Source organism: Mesorhizobium sp. LNHC232B00 (assembly GCF_000502435.1).
Taxonomy (GTDB): domain Bacteria; phylum Pseudomonadota; class Alphaproteobacteria; order Rhizobiales; family Rhizobiaceae; genus Mesorhizobium; species Mesorhizobium opportunistum.
In genome coordinates this window covers 43,765-68,460 of the sequence record NZ_AYWP01000019.1, presented here as the reverse complement: position 1 = coordinate 68,460, position 24,696 = coordinate 43,765, and the positions used below count along the sequence as shown (strand labels likewise).

General features: G+C 59.9%; 23 protein-coding genes. 16 read left to right on the top strand and 7 right to left on the bottom strand.

Features of this window, described 5'->3' with window-relative positions; all coding sequences use genetic code 11:
* Nucleotides 1-377: 377 nt before the first annotated feature.
* The 3 genes from paoC to paoA are packed head-to-tail and all read right to left on the bottom strand — an operon-like array spanning nt 378 to nt 4,160.
* Nucleotides 378-2,561 (bottom strand): aldehyde oxidoreductase molybdenum-binding subunit PaoC, encoded by a 2,184-nt coding sequence (gene paoC, locus X743_RS147815; protein WP_023767314.1) that lies wholly within the window; start codon nt 2,559-2,561, stop codon nt 378-380.
* A gap of 4 nt (nt 2,562-2,565) precedes the next feature.
* On the bottom strand, nt 2,566-3,516 hold the full coding sequence (locus X743_RS147820) for a xanthine dehydrogenase family protein subunit M (protein WP_023767313.1): 951 nt from the start codon (nt 3,514-3,516) through the stop codon (nt 2,566-2,568).
* On the bottom strand, nt 3,513-4,160 hold the full coding sequence (gene paoA, locus X743_RS0136575) for an aldehyde dehydrogenase iron-sulfur subunit PaoA (RefSeq protein WP_031258023.1): 648 nt from the start codon (nt 4,158-4,160) through the stop codon (nt 3,513-3,515). Before paoA ends, X743_RS147820 begins: the two co-directional genes overlap by 4 nt.
* Nucleotides 4,161-4,341: 181 nt before the next feature.
* On the opposite strand from paoA, the gene X743_RS147825 reads away from it, so the two are divergent.
* Nucleotides 4,342-5,235 carry a LysR family transcriptional regulator gene (locus tag X743_RS147825; RefSeq protein WP_023767311.1) on the top strand — a complete coding sequence of 298 codons (894 nt, stop codon included), beginning with the start codon at nt 4,342-4,344 and terminating at the stop codon, nt 5,233-5,235.
* A 114-nt stretch (nt 5,236-5,349) separates the two neighbouring features.
* Here the strand turns inward: X743_RS147825 and X743_RS147830 are convergent, their stop codons facing one another.
* On the bottom strand, nt 5,350-6,273 hold the full coding sequence (locus X743_RS147830) for a LysR family transcriptional regulator (protein ID WP_031258022.1): 924 nt from the start codon (nt 6,271-6,273) through the stop codon (nt 5,350-5,352).
* Nucleotides 6,274-6,417: 144 nt separating this feature from the next.
* Between X743_RS147830 and X743_RS147835 the strand changes: the two genes are divergently transcribed.
* From X743_RS147835 to X743_RS147860, 6 genes are all read left to right on the top strand, one after another.
* The gene (locus tag X743_RS147835; protein WP_023767309.1) at nt 6,418-7,608 is read left to right on the top strand and encodes an MFS transporter; all 1,191 of its coding nucleotides are present in this window, start codon (nt 6,418-6,420) and stop codon (nt 7,606-7,608) included.
* 64 nt (nt 7,609-7,672) lie between these two features.
* Nucleotides 7,673-8,419 (top strand): SDR family oxidoreductase, encoded by a 747-nt coding sequence (locus tag X743_RS147840; RefSeq protein WP_023767308.1) that lies wholly within the window; start codon nt 7,673-7,675, stop codon nt 8,417-8,419.
* 162 nt (nt 8,420-8,581) lie between these two features.
* Entirely contained in the window at nt 8,582-9,568 is a 987-nt protein-coding gene (locus tag X743_RS147845) for an alpha/beta hydrolase (protein ID WP_245264275.1), read from the top strand.
* Between the two features lie 77 nt (nt 9,569-9,645).
* Nucleotides 9,646-10,053, top strand: a complete 408-nt coding sequence (locus X743_RS147850; protein WP_023767306.1) for a cyclophilin-like fold protein — start codon at nt 9,646-9,648, stop codon at nt 10,051-10,053.
* Nucleotides 10,054-10,122: 69 nt separating this feature from the next.
* Nucleotides 10,123-10,602 (top strand): hypothetical protein, encoded by a 480-nt coding sequence (locus X743_RS147855; protein WP_023767305.1) that lies wholly within the window; start codon nt 10,123-10,125, stop codon nt 10,600-10,602.
* Nucleotides 10,586-11,428, top strand: coding sequence for a DUF4405 domain-containing protein (locus X743_RS147860; protein WP_023767304.1), 843 nt, complete (start codon nt 10,586-10,588; stop codon nt 11,426-11,428). Before X743_RS147855 ends, X743_RS147860 begins: the two co-directional genes overlap by 17 nt.
* A gap of 226 nt (nt 11,429-11,654) precedes the next feature.
* On the opposite strand, the gene X743_RS147865 is transcribed toward X743_RS147860, so the two are convergent.
* Nucleotides 11,655-12,671: a zinc-dependent alcohol dehydrogenase family protein gene (locus tag X743_RS147865; RefSeq protein WP_023767303.1), complete on the bottom strand. Its 1,017-nt coding sequence runs from the start codon at nt 12,669-12,671 to the stop codon at nt 11,655-11,657.
* Nucleotides 12,672-13,060: 389 nt separating this feature from the next.
* On the opposite strand from X743_RS147865, the gene X743_RS147870 reads away from it, so the two are divergent.
* Nucleotides 13,061-13,360 carry a YciI family protein gene (locus X743_RS147870; protein ID WP_023767302.1) on the top strand — a complete coding sequence of 100 codons (300 nt, stop codon included), beginning with the start codon at nt 13,061-13,063 and terminating at the stop codon, nt 13,358-13,360.
* Nucleotides 13,361-13,665: 305 nt separating this feature from the next.
* On the opposite strand, the gene X743_RS147875 is transcribed toward X743_RS147870, so the two are convergent.
* Nucleotides 13,666-15,147: an aldehyde dehydrogenase gene (locus X743_RS147875; RefSeq protein WP_023767301.1), complete on the bottom strand. Its 1,482-nt coding sequence runs from the start codon at nt 15,145-15,147 to the stop codon at nt 13,666-13,668.
* A gap of 395 nt (nt 15,148-15,542) precedes the next feature.
* Between X743_RS147875 and X743_RS147880 the strand changes: the two genes are divergently transcribed.
* The 3 genes from X743_RS147880 (at nt 15,543) to X743_RS147890 (ending at nt 17,936) form a co-directional block, all read left to right on the top strand.
* A complete protein-coding gene (locus tag X743_RS147880) occupies nt 15,543-15,815 on the top strand; it encodes a LysR family transcriptional regulator (protein ID WP_023767300.1) in 273 nt (90 codons plus the stop codon).
* A 281-nt stretch (nt 15,816-16,096) separates the two neighbouring features.
* Entirely contained in the window at nt 16,097-16,828 is a 732-nt protein-coding gene (locus X743_RS147885) for an SDR family oxidoreductase (RefSeq protein ID WP_023767299.1), read from the top strand.
* A gap of 202 nt (nt 16,829-17,030) precedes the next feature.
* Nucleotides 17,031-17,936 carry an SMP-30/gluconolactonase/LRE family protein gene (locus X743_RS147890; protein ID WP_245264274.1) on the top strand — a complete coding sequence of 302 codons (906 nt, stop codon included), beginning with the start codon at nt 17,031-17,033 and terminating at the stop codon, nt 17,934-17,936.
* A 170-nt stretch (nt 17,937-18,106) separates the two neighbouring features.
* On the opposite strand, the gene X743_RS147895 is transcribed toward X743_RS147890, so the two are convergent.
* The gene (locus tag X743_RS147895; protein ID WP_023767297.1) at nt 18,107-19,321 is read right to left on the bottom strand and encodes an arabinose transporter; all 1,215 of its coding nucleotides are present in this window, start codon (nt 19,319-19,321) and stop codon (nt 18,107-18,109) included.
* A 643-nt stretch (nt 19,322-19,964) separates the two neighbouring features.
* On the opposite strand from X743_RS147895, the gene X743_RS1000000171005 reads away from it, so the two are divergent.
* The 5 genes from X743_RS1000000171005 (at nt 19,965) to X743_RS0136570 (ending at nt 24,623) form a co-directional block, all read left to right on the top strand.
* The gene (locus X743_RS1000000171005) at nt 19,965-21,302 is read left to right on the top strand and encodes an NAD(P)-binding domain-containing protein (RefSeq protein WP_023767294.1); all 1,338 of its coding nucleotides are present in this window, start codon (nt 19,965-19,967) and stop codon (nt 21,300-21,302) included.
* A gap of 223 nt (nt 21,303-21,525) precedes the next feature.
* On the top strand, nt 21,526-22,521 hold the full coding sequence (locus X743_RS147905; protein WP_023767293.1) for an Ldh family oxidoreductase: 996 nt from the start codon (nt 21,526-21,528) through the stop codon (nt 22,519-22,521).
* Nucleotides 22,522-22,615: 94 nt separating this feature from the next.
* Nucleotides 22,616-23,401, top strand: a complete 786-nt coding sequence (locus X743_RS147910; protein ID WP_023767292.1) for a 3-oxoacyl-ACP reductase family protein — start codon at nt 22,616-22,618, stop codon at nt 23,399-23,401.
* 59 nt (nt 23,402-23,460) lie between these two features.
* Nucleotides 23,461-23,763 carry a YciI family protein gene (locus X743_RS147915; protein WP_023767291.1) on the top strand — a complete coding sequence of 101 codons (303 nt, stop codon included), beginning with the start codon at nt 23,461-23,463 and terminating at the stop codon, nt 23,761-23,763.
* Between the two features lie 53 nt (nt 23,764-23,816).
* Entirely contained in the window at nt 23,817-24,623 is an 807-nt protein-coding gene (locus X743_RS0136570) for an aspartate/glutamate racemase family protein (RefSeq protein ID WP_023767290.1), read from the top strand.
* Nucleotides 24,624-24,696: the final 73 nt, after the last annotated feature.

Sequence of the window (24,696 nt, the reverse complement as noted above, 5' to 3'; positions counted from 1 at the left end):
CGGAGCAGACATATCGCGGGTCGATCTCGATGCTGTCACAACCTGCTTGTATGGACCGCTTCGATTGAGTGGATTGCCCAATGCCGGATTGCACGGCGGCGCTTTCAGACAATCAGTCAGGGGTCGGTCGCTTTGGGCAAGGCGGCTCTGCAATCCAAATAACATCGTTACCCAAAAGGTCTTTGGCTGCTTTGCGCTTTGCGAGCGAAGGGACGAGAGCAGATAGTCCGCGATCAGGCGATGCGGATCGTCCCGAACGGTCAGAAATCGGCGACGATCTTGTCTCCATGCGAGCGCCTTGCGCGAATTATAGGCAGCCCGGTAGTCTTGCCTGGTTGGCGTGGCGCCAACCTAATTTTGTGGTATGTCGGTCTTGTTCAGACCGCCGGAAGGCGCTCAATCATTTTGTCCAGCGTTATCGGATAGTCCCGCACGCGGATGCCGGTGGCATTGTAGGCCGCGTTCGCGACAGCGGCAGCAACACCGCACAGCCCAAGTTCGCCGACCCCCTTGGCTTTCAGGGGTGTTGAGGACGCGTCGGCCGTGTCGAGGAAGATCACCTCCTGATGCGGGATGTCGGCGTGAACCGCGACCTCGTAACCGGCGAGATCGTGATTGACGAAGAAACCGCGCTTCACATCCGTTGCAAGTTCCTCCGAAAGTGCGGCGCCGACGCCCATCGTCATGCCGCCAATAACTTGGCTACGTGCGGTAACAGGGTTCAGAATTCGGCCACTATCGCAGACCGCCAGCATCCTTCTGACGCGAGTCTCTCCGGTTCCGACATGGACGCCGACCTCGACGAAATGCGCGGCGAAGGTCGCTAGCTGAAGAGACTTTTTGAAATCGCCGAAGGTGATGGTGTCCTCGGCGATCAGTTCTTGATCAGCCGAGACTTCGGCGAGAGGCACGACGGTATTGCCAGCCCTCACGTGGCCCCCTTCGAATTGCGGGTTCTCGACGCCGATCCGCTGGGAAATTTGGCGTTGCAGGGCGAGACAGGCGGCATAGACGCCGGCGCTGGAACTCGCCGCGCCGAACTGTCCGCCCGAGCCGGACGCGACAGGATAGGCGCTGTTGCCGAGCCGCACCTCGACTGCGTTCATCGGCAGGCCCATGGTTTCTGCGGCCGTCTGCGCGAGGATCGTGTACGAACCGGTGCCGATGTCGGTCATATCGGTCTCGACTATAAGTCTGCCGTCTTTGAGCCGTACCCGCGCACCGGAGTCAAGTGTCGGGCCGCCGCGGTAGGCGCCGGCCATGCCATGGCCGATGAGCCATTCTCCGTCGCGCGTACTGCCTGGGGTCTTGTTGCGGTCCTCCCAGCCGAATTCTTTCGCGCCGCGTTCGAGGCACTCGACGAAGTGCCGATCAGAGAAAGGTTTCTGCGGCTCGCTCGGGTCGACCTGGGTGTCGTTCAGAATGCGGAACTGGACAGGATCAATACCAAGTTTTTCGGCCATCTCGTCCATGGCGATCTCGAGAGCCATCAGGCCCGACGCTTCACTCGGCGCCCGCATGTCTGAAGACTCCGGCAGGTTCATATCGACCAGATGGTGAATAATCCGCCGGTTGGCACCGGCATAGAAATGCGGGCTCTGTGCGGTCGCGTCCTCGCCCCGGCCACCGGGCAAAGTATGGGATGCTGCTTCATGCCAAATGCCAGTCAGCTTTCCGTCGGCTTGCGCAGCCAGCCGGATGCGCTGCACGGTTGCAGAGCGATGCGTTGTGTTGTTCATCATAAACGGGCGCGGTAGCGCCAGTTTGACCGGGCGACCAGCGGCGCGAGAGCCGAGCGCCGCCAGCACCGCATCGGCCCGCAGCCACAGCTTGCCGCCAAAGCCGCCGCCGACAAATGGGCTCTCCACCCTGATTTTCTCTTTGTCGATGCCGAAGGTCGTTGCAAGCGACCCTCGGTTCCAGTTGATCATCTGGTTCGACGTCCAGACAGTCAGCCGATCGCCGTCCGACCAGTCGACGACCGACGCATGCGGCTCCATCATCGCGTGCGTTTGTGAGGGCGTGCGATAGACTTCGTCAACCACGGCTGCCGCGCTTGCGAAGGCAGCCTCAACGTCACCGACCAAGGTCGACGGCTTTCCGGACCCTTCAAGACGCTGGAAGGCGGCATCAAGATCGAAATCCGACTCTTCTTCCTCATAGGTCGTCCTGACCAGAGCAGCCGCCGAACGAGCCTGCTCAAGCGTGTCAGCAACGACAACCGCGATCGCCTGGTGGTAATGCTGCACCTCATTGCCGCCGAACAGGCGGGCAACGTTGAGCATGCCGAGCGGCAAGGGGTCGATTTCGAGCGTGGTGACTACCGCCACGACGCCAGGCGCAGAACGGGCAGCGGAAGCGTCGATCGATGTGATGCGGCCCTTCGCGATGGTCGAACCGACAGGATAGCCAACGAGCTGGCCCGCGACGACGCCATGGCGCTCGTAAGCGTAAGGTGCGGTTCCTGTGACCTTCAGCGGACCCTCTATTCGTGGATGAGGCTTCCCGACGATAGTGGCGCGGTCGAAAATGTTCTGGCCAGCAGGTTCGTTGAATTCCATTGTCTTACTCCTCAGCCAGCATGACGGCCAGCGTCCGCTCGGCCAGCTTGATCTTGAACGCGTTCTCCTCGGTCGGTCGGGCACCTTCCAGCAAGTGCTTCATGACAGCGCCAGCCCCGTTGGGCAGTTCTTTATCTGCTTCAGCTCGCCGCCATGGCATGGGCGCGACGCCACCGAGCGCCACGCGACCTGTCCCATCGGCCTGTCGGATCAGCGCCACCGAGACCAGCGCAAACGCGTAGGAAGCCCGGTCGCGCGCCTTATGATAAGAGTGGCGGCCGTCAAGAGGCGGGGGCAGCGTCACCGCGGTGATGATCTCGCCCTGCATAAGCGTTGTCTCGCGATCAGGCGTATCGCCGGGCAGGCGGTAGAATTCCTCAAGAGGAATTTTGCGTGTCGCTCCGACGGAGGTCACAGTCTCAACCACCGCATCGAGTGCGCGCAGCGCGACGGCCATGTCAGACGGATGTGTCGCGATGCAAGCGTCGGAAGTCCCGATTATGCCGAGCTGGCGCGAGAAGGCACCTACGCTGAGCGCCGCGCACCCTGCGCCCGGATTGCGCTTATTGCAGGGTTGGGCGGTGTCGTAGAAATAGGGGCAGCGGGTGCGCTGCAAGAGGTTGCCCGCAGTTGTCGCTTTATTGCGCAGCTGACCCGAGGCCCCCGCGACAAGCGCCCGTGTAAGGATGCCGTAGTCTCGGCGGACATGTTCATGAGCAGCTAGATCAGTGTTGCGCACGAGCGCGCCGATGCGCAGCCCGCCTTGTGGAGTGTCAACGATCTTATCCAGCCCAAGCCCATTGACGTCGATCAAATGCACCGGCGTCTCGATCTCCAGCTTCATCAGGTCGAGCAGGTTGGTGCCGCCGGCAATAAATTTCGCACCGGGAACCTGGGCAGCACGCGCCGCGGCTGCGGCCGGATCTGCAGCGCGCTCGTAGGAAAAGGCTTTCATGACCGTTTCTCCGCCACCTGGGTGATTGCCGCGAGAATGTTGGAGTAGGCGCCGCAGCGACAAATATTGCCCGACATCCGTTCACGAATTTCCGCTTCGATCATCTTAATTGGCGCAGTCAGGTCACCGGTGACATGGCTAGGGATACCGGCACTGATTTCCTCGATCACCGCTTTGGCCGAACAGATCTGGCCCGGCGTGCAGTAGCCGCATTGATAGCCATCGTGCTCGATGAAAGCAGCCTGCATCGGATCGAGGTTCCCTGGCGTACCCACGCCTTCAATCGTCGTCACCTCGTCGCCCTCGTGCATGACCGCGAGGCTGAGACAGGAATTGATGCGCCCCCCGTTCACCTTGACTGTACAGGCGCCGCACTGGCCATGGTCGCAGCCCTTTTTGGTGCCGGTGAGCTGCATATGCTCTCGCAGCGCATCGAGCAGCGTCGTTCGGTTGTCCAGCTCAACGGTTCGCCGCGCACCGTTTACAGTGAGCGAGACAGACATCCGCTCGGGACCGACCGGAGAACTGTCAGCAGCAGACTCCGCGCTTACCCGCCCGGTGAAACCGGTGGCTGCTGCCGCAGAAGCTGCGGTGGCAACGAGTAGCGTTCTTCGATTAAGCTCGAATTCGATGGGTGCAACCATGGAGGCTCGCTCCTGTCCTCGTTGGATTGTTGCCCCTCCCTACCAACCAATCTAGGTTCATGCATGCAGGCGAACACCCCCCATTGCGATCATGCCAACGATGAATCCAGCTCATGATTTGATTGGAGTGCGCCGGCCGCAGAGAGGTTAAAATCTGTCAGAAGCAACGCGGAGATAATCAATGAAACGCGAAGAATTTAGCGATCTCGCAGTGTTTCTGGCTGTTGCCGAAGAGAACAACTTCACCCGCGCCGCTACCCGAATAGGGATTTCTCAATCCGCGGTCAGCCATACGATCCGTCGCCTGGAGGCATCGGTTGGACAGAAATTGCTGAACCGCACCTCGCGGCGCGTGACAACGACCGAGGCTGGAGAGAAGCTCCTCGAGACCCTGAGGCCCACCTTCGGTCAGATCGATGCTGCCGTGGAAGAGCTGCGTCATCTCGGGGATGCTCCGCGTGGTCTGGTGCGCCTGACCACAAGCAAGACCGCTGCGCGCACTATCCTCTGGCCCATCCTGTCGCGGATCGTCCGCGACTACCCGGATGTGCAAATCGAGCTCAGTCTGGAAAGCCGTCTCACCGATCTCGCCGAGGATCGATTCGATGCCGGGGTCCGCCTGGGGGAATTCGTCGGGCAGGGCATGATCGCGGTAAGGATCGGGCCGCCGCTGCGCATGGCTGCTGTTGCCACACCGGAGTATTTCAAAGAGCACGGTGTCCCTGACCATCCTTCGGAGCTCGAGAGTCACGATTGCCTCGCATTACGCTTCAACGCCCATGTACCGACATATGACTGGGAGTTTGAAAAGGATGGAGAGGAGATCGTAAAAAAAGTCTCCGGGCCGTTCATATTCAGCGAAAGCGACATATGCATCGAAGCAGCGAAGGAAAGCCATGGCATCGCCTTCGTCACCGAACCAGAAGTACTTGATGCAATCCAAGATGGAAGCCTTCGTCGCGTTCTTGAGGATTGGTGTCCTCCGTTCGACGGCTTCCATCTGTTCTATTCTGGCCGGCGGCAAGTCACTTCAGCGCTGCGGCTCGTGATTGATCGATTGAAATACCGCGACTGAAAGATTCGAGTACTGGCTGCCCTGAGAGAAGCGGCTGGATTTTGTATATGAAGTGACAAGCCAGCTTTATGGTCTGCGCGCTGCGACGTGATCAAGGCGATGAGTTCTGTTCATCTAGCATGCCGCCCTCGGACCCGTTTCACCGGGAATTCTATACCGCAGCGCTTCCAGTATGACGGTCATCGCCGGCGACATCTGTCGCCTGCTTGGATAGTACAGGTGGTAGCCGGTAAAGGGGGGACTCCAATCTTCGAGCAGCAGGGTCAGTCTTCCTGCCGCGATATGATCTTTAGCAAGGTCGTCAGGGACGTATGCTACTCCATAGCCGCTCAATGCTGCATCTATCATCGGCATCGAGGTGTTGAACGTGAGTTGTCCCTCAACGCGCACCCTCAGTTCGCGGCCATCCTTCTCGAATTCCCAGGTGTAAAGTCCGCCTGCTGTCGTCTGGCGCAGATTTATGCAGGCGTGTCCCACAAGGTCTTGCGGCGTTGTGGGCATCGGATGTGCCGAGAGATAATCGGGCGACGCCACCGCGATCATCCGCCAGTCAGGTCCTATGCGCACGGCGATCATGTCGCGGTCAATGCTTTCGCCAAGGCGTACCCCGGCGTCGAAGCGTTCCTCCACGATGTTGCGCATACCATTGTCGCTGTAGAGTTCGACCTTGACATCGGGATAGCTCATTAAAGCCGTGCGCAATCTGGGCCAGACCGTCGTTTGCAGCGCATGATCGGACAAGGTCAGGCGCACCGTTCCTGATGGCGTGTCGCGAAATGCCACCAAGCTCGCTAGATCAGAATCAATCTCCTCAATACGCGGCGCCAGCGAACGGAACAAACGCTCACCGGCCTCGGTAGGCGCTACGTTGCGTGTAGTGCGCGCGAGTAGCCTCACCCCCAGCCGTGTCTCCAACTGCTTTATGGTGTGGCTAAGCGTTGATTGCGAGGTACCGAGCTTGGCCGCGGCCTTGGTAAAGCTCTGCTGTCTCGCGACCTCCAGGAACCAGAGCAGATCCTTCATGTCCTCACGCTGCAAGGGCACCTCCTTCGACAATTCATATCACAGATCGATAACTTCATGCAGATTTCACGGATTGTCCAACGAGTAGCGCTACATATCTTCCTGTCACGACGGCCGATCGGTGAGGGGCGTCATCCCGCCGAACCAAGGATAGCGGCAATGGACGTGACCTATGACAGTGAATTGACGAATTCCCGCTCCGCCTGGAGCGCCGTGATTTCCATGGCGCTTTGTGTTGCGGTGCTGATCGCGTCCGAGTTCATGCCGGTCAGCCTGTTGTCCCCGATCGCCGCCGATCTAGGGATTACCGCCGGCCAAACGGGCCAGGCGATTTCGATCTCGGGCGCCTTCGCGGTCGTGACCAGCCTCTTCATCGCAGGTCTCACCCGCCGTATCGATCGACGCATCGTGGTCCTGGCATTCACGGGGCTGCTTGTCGTCTCCGGCCTCGCCGTCACATTCGCGCCGAACTACGCTTTCCTGATGGTCGGCCGGGCGCTGCTCGGGATGACGATCGGCGGCTTCTGGTCGATGTCCACGGCGATCGTGATGCGTCTGCTGCCGGCCGATCTGGTGCCCAAGGGCCTTGCCCTGCTGAACGCTGGCAATGCCATCGCAGCAACGATTGCGGCCCCGCTCGGAAGCTTCCTTGGCGCCTATGTCGGCTGGCGGGGAGCCTTCTTCATGGTCGTCCCACTCGGCCTGCTGGCGCTGGTCTGGCAGTGGATCAGCCTGCCTGCATTGGCGCCCCGCCGCGACCGGGGTACTGCGAATGTCTTTACGCTGCTTGGACGCCTTCCTGTCGCGCTGGGCATGGCCTCTATCCTGTTGTTCTTCATGGGCCAGTTCGCACTGTTTACCTATCTGCGTCCGTTCCTCGAACAGGTTACCCAACTCGACATCGCGGATCTGTCCGCAATACTGCTGGTGATGGGACTGGCCGGCGTCGTTGGAACCTGGTGCATCGGTCACCTGCTGAACAAGCGGCTCTTCAGCATCCTGACAGTCATTCCGATCATCATGGCGCTCCTGGCATCTGGCTTGGTCTTATTCGGTGCAGCTCCGATCCTCGTATCCTTGCTGCTTTCTGCGTGGGGCTTCTTTGGCACCGCTGCACCCGTAGGCTGGGGCACCTGGTTGACCCGCGCCATGCCCGACGATGCCGAGGCTGGAGGCGGCCTGCAGGTGGCCGTGATCCAGCTTGCAATCACGGCTGGCGCGGCAACCGGCGGCTTCCTTTTCGACGCTGTCGGCTGGTGGAGCACTTTCGCGCTGAGCGCCGGCCTGTTGTGCGGTTCATCGCTCCTTGCGGTGGCGGCTTGGCGTGTCAACCGCAGCATTCAGCCATGACGATACATGACCAACTTTCACCGACGGCCCCCCACGCCACGTTCCAAATTGTCAGGAAAATATAATGACCGATAACATCGCAGGCAAAGTCATCGTCATCACCGGCGCCTCAAGCGGCATGGGCGCGGCAGCTGCCCGTCATCTCGCCGCCAAGGGCGCCAATATCGTCGTCGCCGCCCGGCGCGCCGAAAGGATCGAAACTCTCGTAGCCGAGATCACCAAATCCGGCGGCAATGCAGTGGCAGTCGCCACCGACGTAACCCAGCTCGATGACATGCAGCGGCTGGTGGACACCGCCGTACAGACCTTCGGCCGCATCGACGTGCTCATCAACAATGCCGGCATAATGCCGCTCTCGCCGCTTGAGCGGTGGAAGGTCGATGAGTGGAACCAGATGATCGACGTTAACCTGCGGGGCGTGCTGCACGGCATCGCCGCTGCGTTGCCGTACATGAAAGAACAGAAATCCGGCCATATCATCATCACAGCGTCGGTGGCCGCTTACTACGTGTTCCCGGGTTCAGCGGTATATTCCGCAACGAAGTTCGCTCTTCGCGGCTTGTCCGAGGGCCTGCGGCGAGAAGTGAAGCCCTATGACATCCGTACCACCCTGATTTCGCCAGGGGCTGTGACGACGGAACTGCTCAACCATATCAGCGAACAGGATGTCCAGGCGGCGAACCAGGATTATGTCGGCAAGGTCGGCATCCCTGCGGAGAGCTATGCCCGCATGGTCGCTTTCGCCGTGAGCCAGCCCGAGGATGTCGACGTCAACGAGATCGTCTTCCGGCCAACTGCCCAGGAACTGTAACCGGTCGCGCGTCTTCGCGGTGATCCCTATTTCACTCAAGGGAACAGCTATGTCCAAATATTTCACAAGCCAGCAACCTGCGCTCGGTAGCTTCAATCCAATCGGCGCTCCCTTATCAAAGCGGCAGGCGCGGCCAGCGCGGCGGTTGCTGTGATAGGCGCTGTGACCGCCGCCTCGGCAACGTCGGTACTTGCCCAATCTACCACTGCCTGGGACAAAACCTTCCCCCAGAGCAACCGCGTCGATCACCGGAAGGTGTCGTACGCCAACCGCCCGGGCATCACACTGGTCGCCGACCTGTACACCCCAAAAGATATTGATCGTTCGCGCCGTCATCCCGCGCTCGTGGTCGGCGATCCGTTTGGCGGGGTCAAGGAACAGACCTCCGGCCTCTATGCCCAGACGATGGCGGAGCGTGGCTTTATCACCCTAGCCCATGACGCCTCCTACAATGGCGAGAGCGGCGGTCAGCCGCATTTCATCTCTTCACCCGACGTGTTCATTGAGGACTTCAGTGCGGGCGTCGATTTCCTGGGCGTGGATCCTCTTGTGGATCGCGACCGCATCGGCGTAATCGGCGTCTGCGCCAGCGGCGGTTTCGCTCTTGCCGCCGCACAGATCGATCCGCGCATGAAGGCCGTCGCTACCGTCAGCATGTACGACATGGGCGGCGCCAAATGGGCCTGGGCCGGCGAACCGATGCGCCCCGAGGCACGCCAGGCCGCGCTTGCCGATATGGCCGAACAGCGTTGGGTGGAATTCGCCGGAGGCGAGAAGCGGTACGGCGAACTGCCTCAGGTTCTTACAGACAAGACCGACGCGATCACGCGGGAATTCTTCGAATACTACCGGATGCCGCGTGGCGCGCATCCCCGCTCGACGTCGGCGATATCGGTCACCAGCGATCCTTCCTACTTCCACTTCCGGCCTTTCGAACGTTTGGATGCGATCTCTCCGCGTCCTGTCCTGCTCGTCGCCGGCGAGAATGCGCATTCGCTTTTCTTCAGCCAGCAGGCCTTGGCCAAGGCGGCCGAGCCGCGGGAACTCCATATCGTTGCCGGCGCCGGTCACGTCGATCTGTACGACAAGGTAGCGCTTATCCCTTGGGACAAGCTGCAATCCTTCTTCGACGAGCACCTCACCGCCTGACGCCAACCGGCCCGCGTCCCGGCACGAAAGCCGGGACGTGGGCCGGCCTTGCAACAATGACACGGACGGGTATCGCAATGCGCAACATCATTCTCAGTGCAATCGCCGCAATGCTGTTTACGGGAGCCGCCATGGCACAGGAAAAGATCGTGATCTCATCACCCTGGGGGAAACTGACTGCCGAGCTGGTCGACAATGAAGCGACAAGAGCCTTGCTTGGAATGCTTCCGGTCACGTTGGACATGAGCGATCATCTTCGGCAGGAGAAGACGGGCAATCTGCCTTCCTCGCTGCCGCAGTCCGGACGCCAGCTTGACTTCGACAATGGCACGCTCGGATTGTGGGGATCGACCGACTTCGTGATCTATTATCGCAAGGGCAGCGTTCCGCGACCGGGGATCATCATTCTTGGCCGCGTTGATGGCGATGCGTCCATTTTCGATCGCCCTGGCCCGATCACCGTTGAGATCGACCGAGCGAAGTAGGGCGCGGCCTTAACGATCGTCCGGTCCATCACCTCATTCCATCGCACCGAGCGAGAAGACTTAGACACCATGAAAAATAGAATCCTGCCCGTTGGTTTGGCGTCAGTCTGTGGAGCGCTGGCTCTGGTCGCGAGCTACCTGACGTTGCCGCACGGGACCGGCCCGTCGCCGGCATATGCCGAAGCCAATGCGGTGACTTTCCCACCTCTTGACCAGCTTGAGCACTACACAACCGTGCGTCGCGGCATCACGCACGAACATATGCTGACAAGCTCGGCCGCACTCGCAGCCCTGAGGGCCGGACAACCGGTCCCCGTGGGGACCCAAATGGTGCTTGTCGATTACCAAAGCGATGTGCTGACCCGGTATCTGGTCAGCCAGAAAATCGGTGCCGGCGACGACGAGTGGCAATATCAATGGTTCTGGCCGGATCAATCGATCAAGGCCGACGAGAACGTAGCGCAGTGCTACGCCTGCCACCGGTCGCGCCAAAGTCAACAGTTCATGTTCACCCATGACGGAGCGATTTCCGATGACGATCCGCTTTAGGGTGACAGGGGGCTCCATGCTGACGACGAGAGTCGCACATCGGCTTTTGGTCCCGGTCGGCATGGCGGCTTTGCTGCTCTTGTCGCTTGCCTACTGGTGGCTCGACAACATTCCGCACGAAATCTTTGGTACGGCTATGTTTGTCCTGATCACCTCGCACATCGCCATGAACCGGTTGTGGTTCAGGAATGTTTTTCGGGGTCGCTACGATGGCCGCCGCGTCTTCACGGCGCTGCTGCATCTGTTCCTGATCGTCAATATGGCGGTTCTTCTGGCGACGTGTATCGTCATCTCGAGATCGGTGCTGGCTTTCCTGCCGCTTCCAAACATCGCGTACCTTCGCGAGGTCCATTGGTTCTCCGCCTACTGGGTGATGATCGTCGTCGGCATCCATCTCGGCATTCNCGCGTACCTTCGCGAGGTCCATTGGTTCTCCGCCTACTGGGTGATGATCGTCGTCGGCATCCATCTCGGCATTCACTGGATCCGGGTCATGGCACTGCTACGCTCGATGCTCGGTCTGTCCCGCGGAAGCGCCCTCAGGGCATGGACGCTTCGCGCAGCGGCGATGGCCAGTGCGGGATTCGGCTTGTGGAGCTTTTGGGTGCTCGGCGTGTGGGGCAAGCTGACCTTCACCTATAGCCTTGAATTCTGGGATTTCACGGCGTCCGTGACGCCGTTCTTCGGGCATTGGGCGGGTGTCCTCGCCCTCCCAGCCATTCTGACGCACTACGTCATGACTGGATGGGTCTCTGCGGCTTCACATAGTAGCCGCTTGGCTGGACTAAGCAAACCGACGCAGCGACCCATCCAGTCCGTAGGGTGATCTGCAGAGCCATTGGGCCGCTCAGCCCCCGAATGCTTGCGATTTTGGAGTATGCTGGGAAACCGGATGAGCATCCGCCGAGAGGCTTTCCTTGGTGCATCTTTCAACCGAGACCCTTGAGGTGCCATGGTGTGGCTGCACTACGCGATGGAAAAGCCCTAGGATGGCCGAGCGGACAGGGTGCGATGCGTTCACGCCCTGTCCTGCCGATTAGCATTTGGATGGCTTACACCCGCAGCAGGGCCTTGATCGCGCGGCGTTCGTCCATCGCCTTGTAGCCCTCGACCACGTCCTCGAGCGGTAGTTCGAGATCGAATACTTTGCCCGGATTGATCTTGCGGGTCATCACGAGGTCGAGGAGATGGGGAAGGTACTTCCGCACCGGTGCCGGCCCGCCCAACAGGTTTTTCTGGGCGAAAAACAGGTTCGCGCCATCAAGCTGCACGCCGTGCGGAACACCCACGAACCCGATCGAGCCGCCCGGTCGCGCGCAATTGATCGCCTGGGACATCGATTCCTGGGTGCCGACACATTCGAGAACTGACTCCGCGCCGATGCCGTTCGTGAGTTCCTTCACCTTCGCGGCGCCATCGTCGCCGCGCTCGGTGACGATGTCGGTGGCTCCGAATTCAAGCGCCAGCTCTTGGCGGGCCTTGTGACGGCTCATCGCGATGATGCGTCCCGCGCCCATCTGCTTGGCGGCGAGCACGCCCATCAGGCCGACGGCGCCGTCACCGACAACGACCGCGGTTGCACCGGGCTGCACGCGGGCGGCATCCGCCGCGTACCAGCCCGTGCCAAGTACGTCCGAAGTCGCGAGGAGGCTCGGGATCAAGTCGTCGGATGGCATCTCGGCGGTTGCCACGAGTGTTCCGTCGGCCAGCGGGATACGTGCGTAAGGTGCCTGGGCTCCGGACATGAATTCGCGGTGCTCGCAAGACGAAGGGAAGCCGAAACGGCAATGCGGGCATGTGTTGTCGGAAATGCAGAAGGACCCGACGACGAATTGGCCTGGCCGGATGGTCTTCACTTCACTCCCGACTTCAACCACCACGCCGCAGTATTCGTGGCCCATATGGGCAGGGCCATTCATCGGTTGGAGTCCGCGATAGGGCCATAGGTCGGAACCGCAAACGCACGAAGCCGAGAGTTTGATAATGGCGTCAGTGGGCTTCTGGATCTTTGGGTCGTCGACCTCTTCGCAACGGATGTTGCCGGGGCCGCGCATGACTGTTCCAAGCATGAGTTGTTTCCTCGGTGTTGCATTAAATGGACTGGATGAAGCGTATGGAAGCCGAACGCACCGAATGGCGACGGGAGGCTGGGAAGCGCGCACTGAGACGGAGAGGCGGTGTCGCGCTCGTCGTGCCATTCATGCGTATTCTACCACGAAGGTTCGCCAGGCATTATCGCGGAAGGTCGATTAGCCCTATTCATGCTGTACATGAATTTCGTGAGATGACCCCCTTTGAGATGTCGGGCCAAGTCCTTGACATAAGTGGACGTTATATCCTCATCGACCGTAAGATTGCCGCTTGCTGGATCGAAAGCTAAAAACATAAAGACGAACTCACGCGACTGCACCGCCTTCTGCGAAGTCGCTCCTTTCAACGACGTCATTCAGAGGTAAGCATGCCTTACGCCATCATGTTCACGGATGATCCCGGGGTCCTGGAAAAGAAAAAGACGATGCGTCCCATCCACGTCGAATACGTGACCAGGAACGCCAGTCGCATCATCGCAAGCGGTGGCTTCTTCCCTGATGATGACGATTTTCCCAACGGCGGTCTTATTCTTCTGGATACCGACATTCGACAAGAAGCTGTCGATTATATCGAGAACGATCCTTTCTTTCAGAACGGCATTTTCAGCAAATATACGGTGACGAAGTGGCGCAAGTTCATTTTCGATCACAAGCGCATTCCCGCCTAACGGCTAGACGAATTTGCGGCAGGCCGGGGCCCCGCGATGAGCGGCGACACTGCAGGCCGCCGGCGGCCTGACACTCCAACGGCCCCTCGGCCCCACTTGCGCTCTAACGGCTGGAGTGTCTTTGATTTCTCAGTGGGACGTTTCTCAGATCGATTAGTTAGACCGGCAACACTACGGCTGTATTTTTTTTGTGATCCACGCAGCGGGGGACAGATGTCTGATGCCCTTTAGCCAGCACCGCTTCGCTTGCTCAGTGGAACTCCCTTGCAGTCGGATTTGCAAGACGTTCACACGACTTTCCCAAGCTACCTCATGATGAACGGATTGCCGGGCGCCGCCTCGGCAATCGAGATGATGACACTCTTCGTTTCGAGGTATTCGTTGACGGCTTCGATGCCGCTCTCACGGCCCAGCCCGGAACGTTTTATGCCTCCGAAAGGCACCATGTAGCTGTACGCCCGGTATGTGTTGATCCACACCGTACCGACATGGAGCGCCTTCGACATGCGGACGGCGCGACCAATGTTGGTCGTCCAGACGCCCGCGACCAAACCGTAATCGATGCCGTTGGCGACCTCGATCGCTTCCTCTTCGGTGTCGAAGCCGATGATGGAAAGAATCGGGCCGAACACTTCCTCCTGGGCGATGCGCATGTTGTTCTTCACCTCGGCGAACACGGTGGGCTGAACGAACTGGCCACCGGTTAGGCCCGGGCCTTCCGCTGCTTTCCCGCCCAGGATACACCGCGCGCCGTCCGCCCGAGCGACGTCGAGGTAGTCCATGACCTTCTGGAATTGAGGCGGCGTGGCGATCGGCCCGACGTCGGTCTTCGGATCCATAGGATCGCCAAGACGGATATTGCGCGCCAGATCAAGGACCTTACCGGTGAACTCCTCCATGATCGAGCGCTGGACCAGCAAGCGCGAACCTGCTGTGCACATCTGGCCGGATGCGCCGAAGATGCCGGACACGGCTCCCGACGCGGCCAGGTCGAGGTCAGCGTCGGCGAACACAATGTTCGGTGACTTGCCGCCCAGTTCGAGGGATACCCGCTTCATGCCGCGCGCTGCGGTTTCGTAAACGCGCGCACCCGTCACGTCAGATCCGGTGAAGGTGATCTTCGCGACGCTGGGGTGTTCGACCAGCGCGGCTCCGGATTCCTGGCCAAGTCCAGTCACCACATTGAAAACACCTGGCGGAAGGTCCGCTTCCTTCAGGAGTTCCGCAAATTCGAGCGTACTGGCCGACGCGAATTCCGAGGGTTTCACCACCACGGCGCATCCAGCTGCCATCGCCGGAGCGCACTTGATAGATGCGAACCAGAGAGGAGAGTTCCAAGCCGTCAAGGCGGCGACAACACCGACGGGTTCTCGCGACGTGAATGCAATCGCGTCTGGTTTTTCGAGCGGTATCGAATGGCCCTCGATCTTGTCCGCCAACCCACCATAATAGCGCCAGCACTCCGCGATCGCGCCGAGTTGGCCCCTCGTTTCCCGCAGGAGCTTGCCGTTGTCGCGTGTCTCGATTTCCGCTAACCGGTCGCGGTTCCGATCGACCAGATCGGCGATCGCATTCAACGCCTTTCCGCGCTGCGTCGCAGTGTACCGCGACCACGGACCCTTCGTCATCGCGTTCTGCGCCGCGCGGACGGCACGGTCGACGTCGACAGATCGGCCGCGCGGGATTTGCGCCCAGACTTCGCCCCGATAAGGGTCGACGGTATCAAACCGTTCCCCGGCCGCCGCCTCGGCAAAGTCGCCAGCAATAAACATCTGGTATTGTTTCATCGGACATCCTCTGGAGTTCTGCGACCACCGGCCCATGCATTCAGTAGTCTGGCGCGTCCTGGCTGTTCGCGAATGGCGAAGCTGACAGTCACAAATCACGAGCGACAGTTCGACGTTTTCCGGCGGACGCCATTTCCTTCCGGCGGTGATCACTTGGGGGCGGACTTTAGTTGTCGCTCCTCCCATTCGCCACATGAGACCCGAAACCGACGGCCGAGGGGTATAAGCACTGGTTATCGGGGCGCCGTCCTCGTGGGGTCCGCTTGTTCATGTGGCATCGCCTCTTTGGGCGCAGTGCTAAAATTCCCTTGGCGACGACCAGCCTTGGGTTGGCCGAGCGACCGGAAGGGAACGCGGGGGGCTAGCCGAGGAAGTAGGGTGGTCGCCGTAAGACAATGGTTCCCGTGCCCCGCCTGAGGATCGATCCCAACAAGACCCCCCATCTAGCAACGACCATCGAACATGGAAGCCAGAATAGCGCAGCGAAAGCGCTGGGGTTGTCCCAGCCCGCCCTGTCAACCTCGATGAGCAGGCTCGAAGACGAACTGGGCATGCGGGTTCTGGAGGGTGGCCCATTTGGCGTCCTGCCCACGCCCGCCGGGGAGGTTTTGTACTGCCATGCGCGCTTGATCCGCGACGACCGCATAGATGGTTTCAGCTGGGTATAACGCTACAGCATATCATCTCTTGAGTCGGGATGACCCAATAAGTGCCCGTTTTAAAACAACTATCTCGGCTGTCGCGTTCCGGCCGGATTCGATTGCGGACTTGCCTGCCACCCGTGCCCCTCAATTGAGAGTGGACGGCGCTGACCAAATACCTTCTCCGTAGGCGATCGCAGAAACATCACGTCGCGCCACGGACGATAACCGGAAATGAACGACCGGATCCGCAAGGCGGGTCGACTATAGCAGGGAGGAGTCGCATGAATTGTTTCGAAGGCCGTACAGTGATCGTGACCGGGGCCGCCAGCGGTATAGGTGCTGCGTGCGTGCGACGGCTGCACGCCGAAGGCGCCGACGTCGTGGCGGCCGATGTCAGCCGGGAGGCAGTCGAAAAGCTCGTCACTGAATTCGGGGATACCGAGCGGGTCAAGGGTGCTGTGATCGATGTGCGCGACGCGGCTGCGGCGCTTGCCCTGGCGGAGGAAACCCGGGTGCGGCTGGGACGCCTCAACGGTCTGGTCAACTGCGCTGGCATCACCGGGGTGGCCAACATTTTGGATGTCGAACTGGACAAGCTGGAACAGGTCATGGCGGTCAATCTCGGCGGTACCGTCAACATGTGCCAAGCCTTCGCACGCACGGTCCGGAACGACACAGGGCCCCGCGCGATCGTCAACATATCGTCCGGAGCAGGGGTGATGGGCGTCCCGAACCGACTTCCGTATGTGGCGTCGAAATTCGCCGTCTCGGGCATCACCAAGTCCATGTGTCCGGAACTGGGTCCTTTTGGAATTCGCGTCAACGCGATCGCACCCGGCATGACCAGGACTCCGCTGGTCGAATACATGCTGCAGGACCCGGAGGCCGTGGCGCGAATCAAGGCCGCCCATCCGATCGGCCGCATGGGCGAGCCCGAGGAAATCGCCGCCGTCATCGCCTTCCTGCTGACCGACGATGCAAGCTTCATGACGGGTGCGGTGGTCTCGGTAGACGGCGGTCAGACCGCGTGCCTGTGATGTCGAGCCTGGCGTCTTCGCGCTCGATGTTCCACGGCTGAGGCGGGACAGTATCCGCGCGACGCGGCTCGGGACCCGGCCGGCGGCTGATCTGCAATAACACACCCTTCTTTCAGGGTGCGACTGCCGGACGCGCGAGGCTGAGGCAGGGCATGGACAAAGTGCGAGGCCAAGGAAGGGTACGATTGAGGAAACTAGAATGATGTCCGAACACTACGAGATCGTCGAAAGGGATTTCCGGGATATGGTGGCGCCAATCTTTCCCCCGGAGGAACTTTTCCGCGGGGCTTTATTTGCGGAGGGGCCTGCCTACTTCGCAGCCGGACGATACCTCCTGTTCACCGACATTCCCAACGATCGCATTTTACGCCTGGACGAGACGAATGACTGCGTCAGCGTCTTCCGCCAGGACTGCGGCCATCCCAACGGTCAGACAGTCGATCCGCAAGGACGTCTGCTCACTTGCGAACACCGCCACCGCCGGGTCAGCCGCACCGAGCACGATGGCACCGTCGTGACCGTTGCGGATCAATGGCGCGGCAAGCAACTAAACTCTCCCAACGACGCCGTTGTAACCCGAGACGGTGCCGTCTGGTTCACGGATCCAACCTACGGCATTCTCCATGATCTCGACGGGATCAAAGCCGAACCTGAAATCGGAGGCTGCCATGTCTACCGCGTGGACCCGGCTACAGGCGAAGTGGAAGCCAAGATCACCGACATGGTGATGCCGAACGGTCTCGCTTTTTCGAAGGACGAAAGCACGCTCTACGTCGTCGACAGTGGCAAGAGTCACTTTGAGGACGGACCGGCCCATGTGCGCGCCTTCAAGGTGGACTGCGATATGCAAGTGCGCGGGGGCGAAGTCTTGGCGGACTGCCCGGTAGGGATTTTCGACGGTCTGCGCCTGGACGACGCCGACAACATATGGATCAGCACGGGCGAGGGGGTCTATTGCTATCAGTCAGGTGGAACCTTGCTCGGCAAGATCAAGCTCGGAAAGATCGTGGCCAACCTCACCTTCGCGGGGCCGAGGCGAAACATGATGTACATTTGTGCGATGAACGGGCTGTACCGCGTCCGGTTGAAAATTAATGGTCCTCGGTAAATCGCCCGATGGCGGACAAGCGTTGATGAAGTAGTTTCGGGCCAGCAATCTTCCTCGCCCGTAAGGGGCATTATAACCTCGAGCTTAGCCGACCTGAGATGCGGGCGACAGCGTTCTCAACGACATGACCACCGAGTGAGGAGACGCAAAACTCAGCAGAGCGGCGTCGTTCACTTGTGTTCCCCCGACATGGTTGGCTGCCGATATCTGAGTTTCAAGGCGGCGACCGATGCCAGCAGCACAAGGACGCCGCTAGCCGCGAATACCATCCCGACTCCCCCATGGGCCGCTACCGCACCAAGCAAAGGACTGGAGACCCCCATCGCCAGGTCAAGACAGGCCGTATAGGCTCCCATCGCAAGCGCACGGTTTTCGATGGGAGCGCGTTTGACCACTTCGACGCCGAATCCCGGGAATACGAGCGAATAGCCGAAGCCGGTCACGGCCGCTCCTGCGAGCGCAACTGCCGGGTTCGGAGCCAGCCACATCAGCATCTGACCCAGTGCCTCGACAGGCAGCGAGCAGAGTGCGAGGTTTGCGCCGCCGATACGGTCTGCAAGATGGCCGAACAGAATGCGTGCCAACATCAAAGACCCCGCGAAGCAAGAGACGGCCAACCAGCCGGACTCCCACCCTCGTTCGGCAAACAATAGAACCGCGAAGGTGATAACTGCTCCGAAACCGACGCTGCTCAGGGCGGCGCCAAGGCCCGGTAACCACACCGCGAACAGCACCGCACGCAGCGAGCCGTGCTCGCGCGGAATCGTTGCCACTGGTCTTATGGGGATGACGATCGCGATAGCGAGCAAGGGCGCGACAGTTGTGACAACCGCTATGGAAACGAACCCGTATTCGGAAAACAATGCCGTCCCAACTGGGGCTCCGACGGCGTATGCGCCGAACACAGCCGTTCCTGCCCACGCGATCACTTTGCCCGCGTTCTGCTGTCCGACAGTACCGAAACCCCAGCTCAGCGCACCGGTGATGATGAAGCTTTCCGCCCCGCCAAGAACGCCTCGACCTATCGCAAGTATCGAGGCCGACAATATCGGTGTGCTGACCAGCAACAACGACACAAGGTAGAGGAATCCTGCGACGGTCGCGGCAGCAAGCCCAAGTAGAACGGTCGGCTTCGAGCCGCGGCGGTCGGCGTAGTTTCCTGCCCAAAACCTTGACAGCAGAGACGCTGCGAACTGGCTGCCTGCCACCAATCCCACTGCGATCGTGCCGAGGCCTACCTGGTCGTGGACATAGATCGGAAGAACCGGCAGCGCCAAACCTATGATCAAGAAGCCTACAAAGACGATCCCCATCAAGGGCAGCAGTTTCACCGCGACCGACGAATTCGCCGGCTGTGCTTCAAGATGGGCGAGGCGAGGGCTCATGCGAGTTTCGGATACTTTCTATCGCTCGGCGAATTCGGCCACGTCAGAAAGGCGATCAGCCGGCCGCCAGAATCAGGCATCTGGGAGAATGCGCCGCCCAACGCTGCCCGCGGCGAGGAAATCTATAAACTTGCTCTGTGAGGAAGGTCGACGCATGCGCACTTGGCGCAGTCGTCACGGATACGCCAATGTTAGTTAGCACATTCAGCATCGCGCGATTACCCCCACCATCCTGCAAGGACTTATGAATGGCGGATATATATGTCCGTGGGCCAGCCATCGGCTGGTATCAAGGACGGACTCGATTTCGACGGCATTGAGAGCCTGCGCGTTCCCGCAGTCCAAACAGTTAAAATGCCGTCCAGCATGGAGCGCCAATCACAGGATTGCACGCGCGGTGTCGGTCCCATGTACAACGACCTTATTGACGGAGAGGTCGCGCGGCGGGTGCGCACGGCTGGCCTGGCTGGGTTTCTATTGTAACGCGCAGCGCGAAACTCCATTGCGAGCGCCGGGAGGACGACGAGGTTCATTTCGTTGTGGCCATCCGGCATAAAGGGAAACAACTTTGGTTGGGCCAGGGTCCGACGTGGCAAGGTGCCGGGTTGCCTCTTGGACGAAGCTGTGACTGGAGGCGATTGACATGAAGGTGGGATACATCGGTCTCGGAGCGATGGGAGGCTCTCTCGCGCGGCATCTCGTGAACTCCCACGAATTGATGGTTTGCGATCTCAACAAGAGGGCGGTCACAGATTTCGTGGAAATGGGAGCGACGGCGGCTTCGACCGGAGCCGAATTGGCCCATGCTTGCGACATCGTGATGCTCTGCCTTCCCCGCACATCGAACGTCCGCGAGGCGATCTTCGGTTCAGGCGGCCTGCAAGATGGGATTACCGCAGGGAAGCTTGTCGTTGATCAGACCAGCGGCGTTCCTCGAGAGACGGCCGAGATCGCACAACGCTTGGAGAAGCTCGGCGTCCTGATGCTGGATGCTCCTGTAAGCGGAGGAATTCCCGCCGCGCAGGCAGGCGCGGTGTCGATCATCGCATCGGGATCAGACGCGGCATGGGAGATGGCCGCTCCGCTCCTCAACGCGATGACCTCGAAAGTTTTCCGCTGCAGCGACCGCATTGGTGACGGTCAAGCTCTGAAGCTTGTCAACAATGCCATGGGGGCGGGCTATCGGATGGTGGTTCTGGAACTCGCCGCCTTAGGGCTCAAGGCCGGACTTTCGCTCGGCGAGATCACCGAGCGCCTCAACGCGGGCGACGGTGCCAACTTCACCACCAAGAAGATGTTGGTTGCCAAGTTGGAGGGGAAGGCTTCCACGGACTTCTCGCTGGCCCTTATGGTGAAGGATCTTAACGAGGCATTGGAACTCGGACTTCAAACGGGTTCACCGATGCACATTACTTCCGCTGCTCGGAATATCATGCAAGTCGGCTTGAACACCCTGGGCGGGGGGGCGCGTCTCGAAGATGTTTTCCGGATCGTAGGATCCCTGGCTGGTGTCGATTTCGACCACGACGATGCAGCCTCGGATGTTGCCGCTATGGCAGAGACAGACCGAAGCTCCGTTCTTGCCTCCATCGAGAGCGCCGTTGACGCATGTAACCACATCGCGACCATCGAATGCGTGGCGATGGGCATAAAGTATGGCCTTATGACGAAGCCGATGAATGAGGTTCTGAACTCGGGTTCCGCTTGGAGCCTTGCATCCGAGCGGGTTCTCGGCTCGATTTCCCATGGCAAGCCTTACAGGGCGGGTAAGACCATTGAGCGGACGATTGAGGCGTTGCGGAACGTGGCACGCTTGAGTGCCAAGTACGGCGTCCCGGCCATTGTGAGCAACGCGGTGCTTGCTACATTCGAGAGCGCGTCCAACGAGTTCGGCCACCAATCCGACATCGGGGTGATGGTCAGCGGGTTCGAACGCGCCAAGGGGCAGAGTCTTCGACTCGAAAGCGGTAGCCCAAAATAGTCAAAGGCGGTGGATTATCAATCGCCCCGACGAAATCCGATTTTCCCCGCATATACTGTCCCGCCGCTTTCGCATGCGATTGGCGACTCCTTCGGTTCATTGTGCGGGCGTAAGACAAAGGCGAAGGAGTTCATCTTTGCGCCTGGCGTTAAGATCGTGGGCGAATGTCGGTATTAATGGGGCGTCCGGCTTAAAGTAAGCTAGCCATCTCGGAGGCAGGTAGATGCAGGTCACGTTTTCAGACGCCCACGCGTTGGCGACCGACGTTTTGATCAAACATGGCGTGAATGCCAAGCATGCCGCGATTGTGTCGGATCACCTGATCGACGCGGCCGCTGCCGGTCACGCGTTCGCGGGCTTGCCCCGGGTCCTGGCAATTGTCGAAAACCTCAAACAAAGGCCACCGGCAAAGCCGATAACCGTGACCGCCAAATCCCCGAATTCCGCGGTTGTCTGCGGGGGAGGGACCAATGGTTATGTCACTTCGTTGGTCGGTATCGATAAGGCCATTGAATTGGCGGTGCAAAGTGGCGTGGGTATTGTCGGTATAACCGATACCTGGTTCAGCGGACGCCTTGCCTATTATGTGGAGCGAGCGGCGCGCCAAGGTTTCATCGCCATGCATACTGCAAACACGATGGCGAGGGTCGCGCCCTCGGGCGGCATTGACCGAATATTCGGCACCAATCCTATCGCCTTCGCCTTCCCTGCGGATCCGGATCCTCTGGTCGTGGATTTCGGAACCGGCATGACAACCTGGGGCGATGTCCTTTTACGCCAAAAGCTTGGAAAGGCGTTGGAACCCGACGTGGCCGTCGATCTGGCGGGCCGTCCTACAGTCGACCCAACAGAAGCACTCGACGGTGCCTTCATGCCGTGGGGTGGACACCGCGGATACGGCCTGTCCCTCGTGGTACAAGTGCTCGGGATCCTGTGCGGGAGCGCGACCATTGTCGAAGAAGTGTCAGACTGTGGATTCTTCTTCCTCGTGTTCAATCCCGAGCTTCTGATGCCGCTTGGTCAGTTTCGAGCGTCGGTGACGAAGCTCATCGATCAGATCGAGGCTTCGCGCCCCGCCGATGGAATATCCAAAGTTCGAGTCCCCGGCAGGTCTAGCGCGGCGAAACGCAGAGAGGCGGAAAACGCCGGTACCATTGAGGTCGATGAGGCGATCTTCGAGGCACTGGACCGTATGAGACGGGAACACGCTGAGGCGTGACAAAGCATTAGGGCAGACCTATCGATCCGCCTAGGGTCGCCGGTCAATCCTGGGTCGGAATGTCGTGAACGATGTGGCACGGAGGAGTGAGAGAATGCGGCTGAAGGACAAGATCGCGATCATTACGGGAGGTGCCTCCGGCATTGGCAAGGCTATCTCAGACCTCTTCGCCTCGGAAGGTGCGTCAGTGGTTCTCGCTGACAAAAACGGGGATGCCATTCCGGAGGCGGTTGAATCGATCAAACAGGCAGGGGGCAGAGCTTCCGGTTCGGCGGTCGACGTAACCCAGCGCGATCAACTCGCCGAGTTCATGGACAAAGTGGTTGCCCAGTACGGCCGCATTGACATCCTGATCAACAACGCAGGGGTATCGCGGTATCGTCCGTTCGCCACCACCACGAGTGAAGATTGGGACATCGTTCTGGATGTCGATCTCAAAGGGGTATTCTTCTGCACACAGGCGGTTGCGCCACATATGGTGCGCCAGAATTACGGACGCGTCGTCAACATCAGCTCTGCGCTAGGCACAGGAGCGGCCCCGCACAAGACCGCGGGATCTCCTGGTGGAAGCGCGGCCTATGCGTCGGCGAAGGCCGGGGTGATCATGCTCACGAAGACGTTGGCGCGCGAGCTCGGCCCGAGCGGAGTGACGGTCAATTGCATCGCGCCCGGCAGCTTTCTCACCCCGTTCTCCGCGTCGACACGAACACCCGAAGAGGTTCATGAACACATGCAGCACCGCAAGAGCACGGTGGTGCTGGGTCGTTTGGGAACTCTGCAAGAGCTCGCGGCACCTGTCCTTTTCTTCGCTTCCGACGACTCCAGCTATGTCACAGGGCACACGCTGTTTGTCGATGGCGGCCGTTCCGACCGCATGTGACCGCGGTCACGGGATCAACACCGACATACGCGGCACCAAAGTGCCAGAGGAGAAATTTGATGTTGTGGGCCGTATATTGCGTTGACAGGGCGGACACCGCCGAGGCGAGGGCAGAGCACCTGACGGTGCACCGGGAATACCTCGATCAATTCAAATCGAGGATATTCTTTTCGGGCCCACTCCAGAATGACGACGCGTCTGTGGCCTTGGGAAGTCTTTTCATTCTGAACGTCCCGGCTCGGGGGGGTGCTGAAGATTTCATCTCCAACGAGCCATTCTACAAAGCAGGTATCTTCGAAAAGATCGCCATCTACAGGATGCGGAAGGGCAGATACAATCCGGACCTGGTCGACATCGTCTGAAAGCGCGCTTCCCTGAGCGGCGCTTGAAGCGGGACGAATAGCAGGAGTTGACGATGAAACTCTTTTACCAAAGCTTCGGCGTCTCTCGGGGGTCCCGAGACGGCCTATATGCGCAGGCGCTCAGAAGGATCATTCAAAAGGCTGCCGCTTCCGGCACTGAGATCACGGTGGATGGACTCAGTCCTCATCGGGCTATCGCGGACCAGTACCGCTATCTCGAGCTGTTGGACACCGTGGAGGTGACGGAGAAGGGTCTGCAGGCGGAGAAGGACGGCTACGACGCCTTTCTAGTCGGAAACATTTTCGAGCCCGGGGTGCATGAACTCCGTGAGCTTCTGAATATTCCGGTCCTCGGCCTGCGTGAGTCATCTGTCCAGGTGGCTTGCCTCATGGGGGCGTCGTTTTCTCTCATCAACGTGAATCCTAAGTTCGTGCCGCGGATCATGGAAGGGGTCCGCAACCAAGGGGTCATGTCCCGATTGGCATCCGTCGAAACCATGACGGTCGAGAGACCGGGAGTGTTCGATCTCGCCCTCCGAGATGACGACGCGAGGGCGGAGGTTGTCCGTCAATTCATCGAGGCGGCCAACCGAAGCATCGAGAAGGGAGCCGAGGTCTTGATCCCGGCTGGCGGCAGTCTGATGACGGTTCTGACCGAGGCGGGCATCCACGAAGTCAATTCGACGCCCGTGCTCAACGGGCCGCTCGCACTCGTGAAGACCGCCGAGTTGGCGGTCCAAATCAAACAGCTGACGGGTGTCTTTACCAGCAAGCGCATGACGTACGCGCCCCCGACCGGAAAGCTCTTGACCGACATCAGGAATGCCTACGGCCAGCATGTCTACCCAGGAGCGACCTAACTGGAGGCAACCGCGCAGCGTGTGAAATTTTGACGGGCGCCGTATTCACGTGTGCATTGTGGCATCTCGCTGA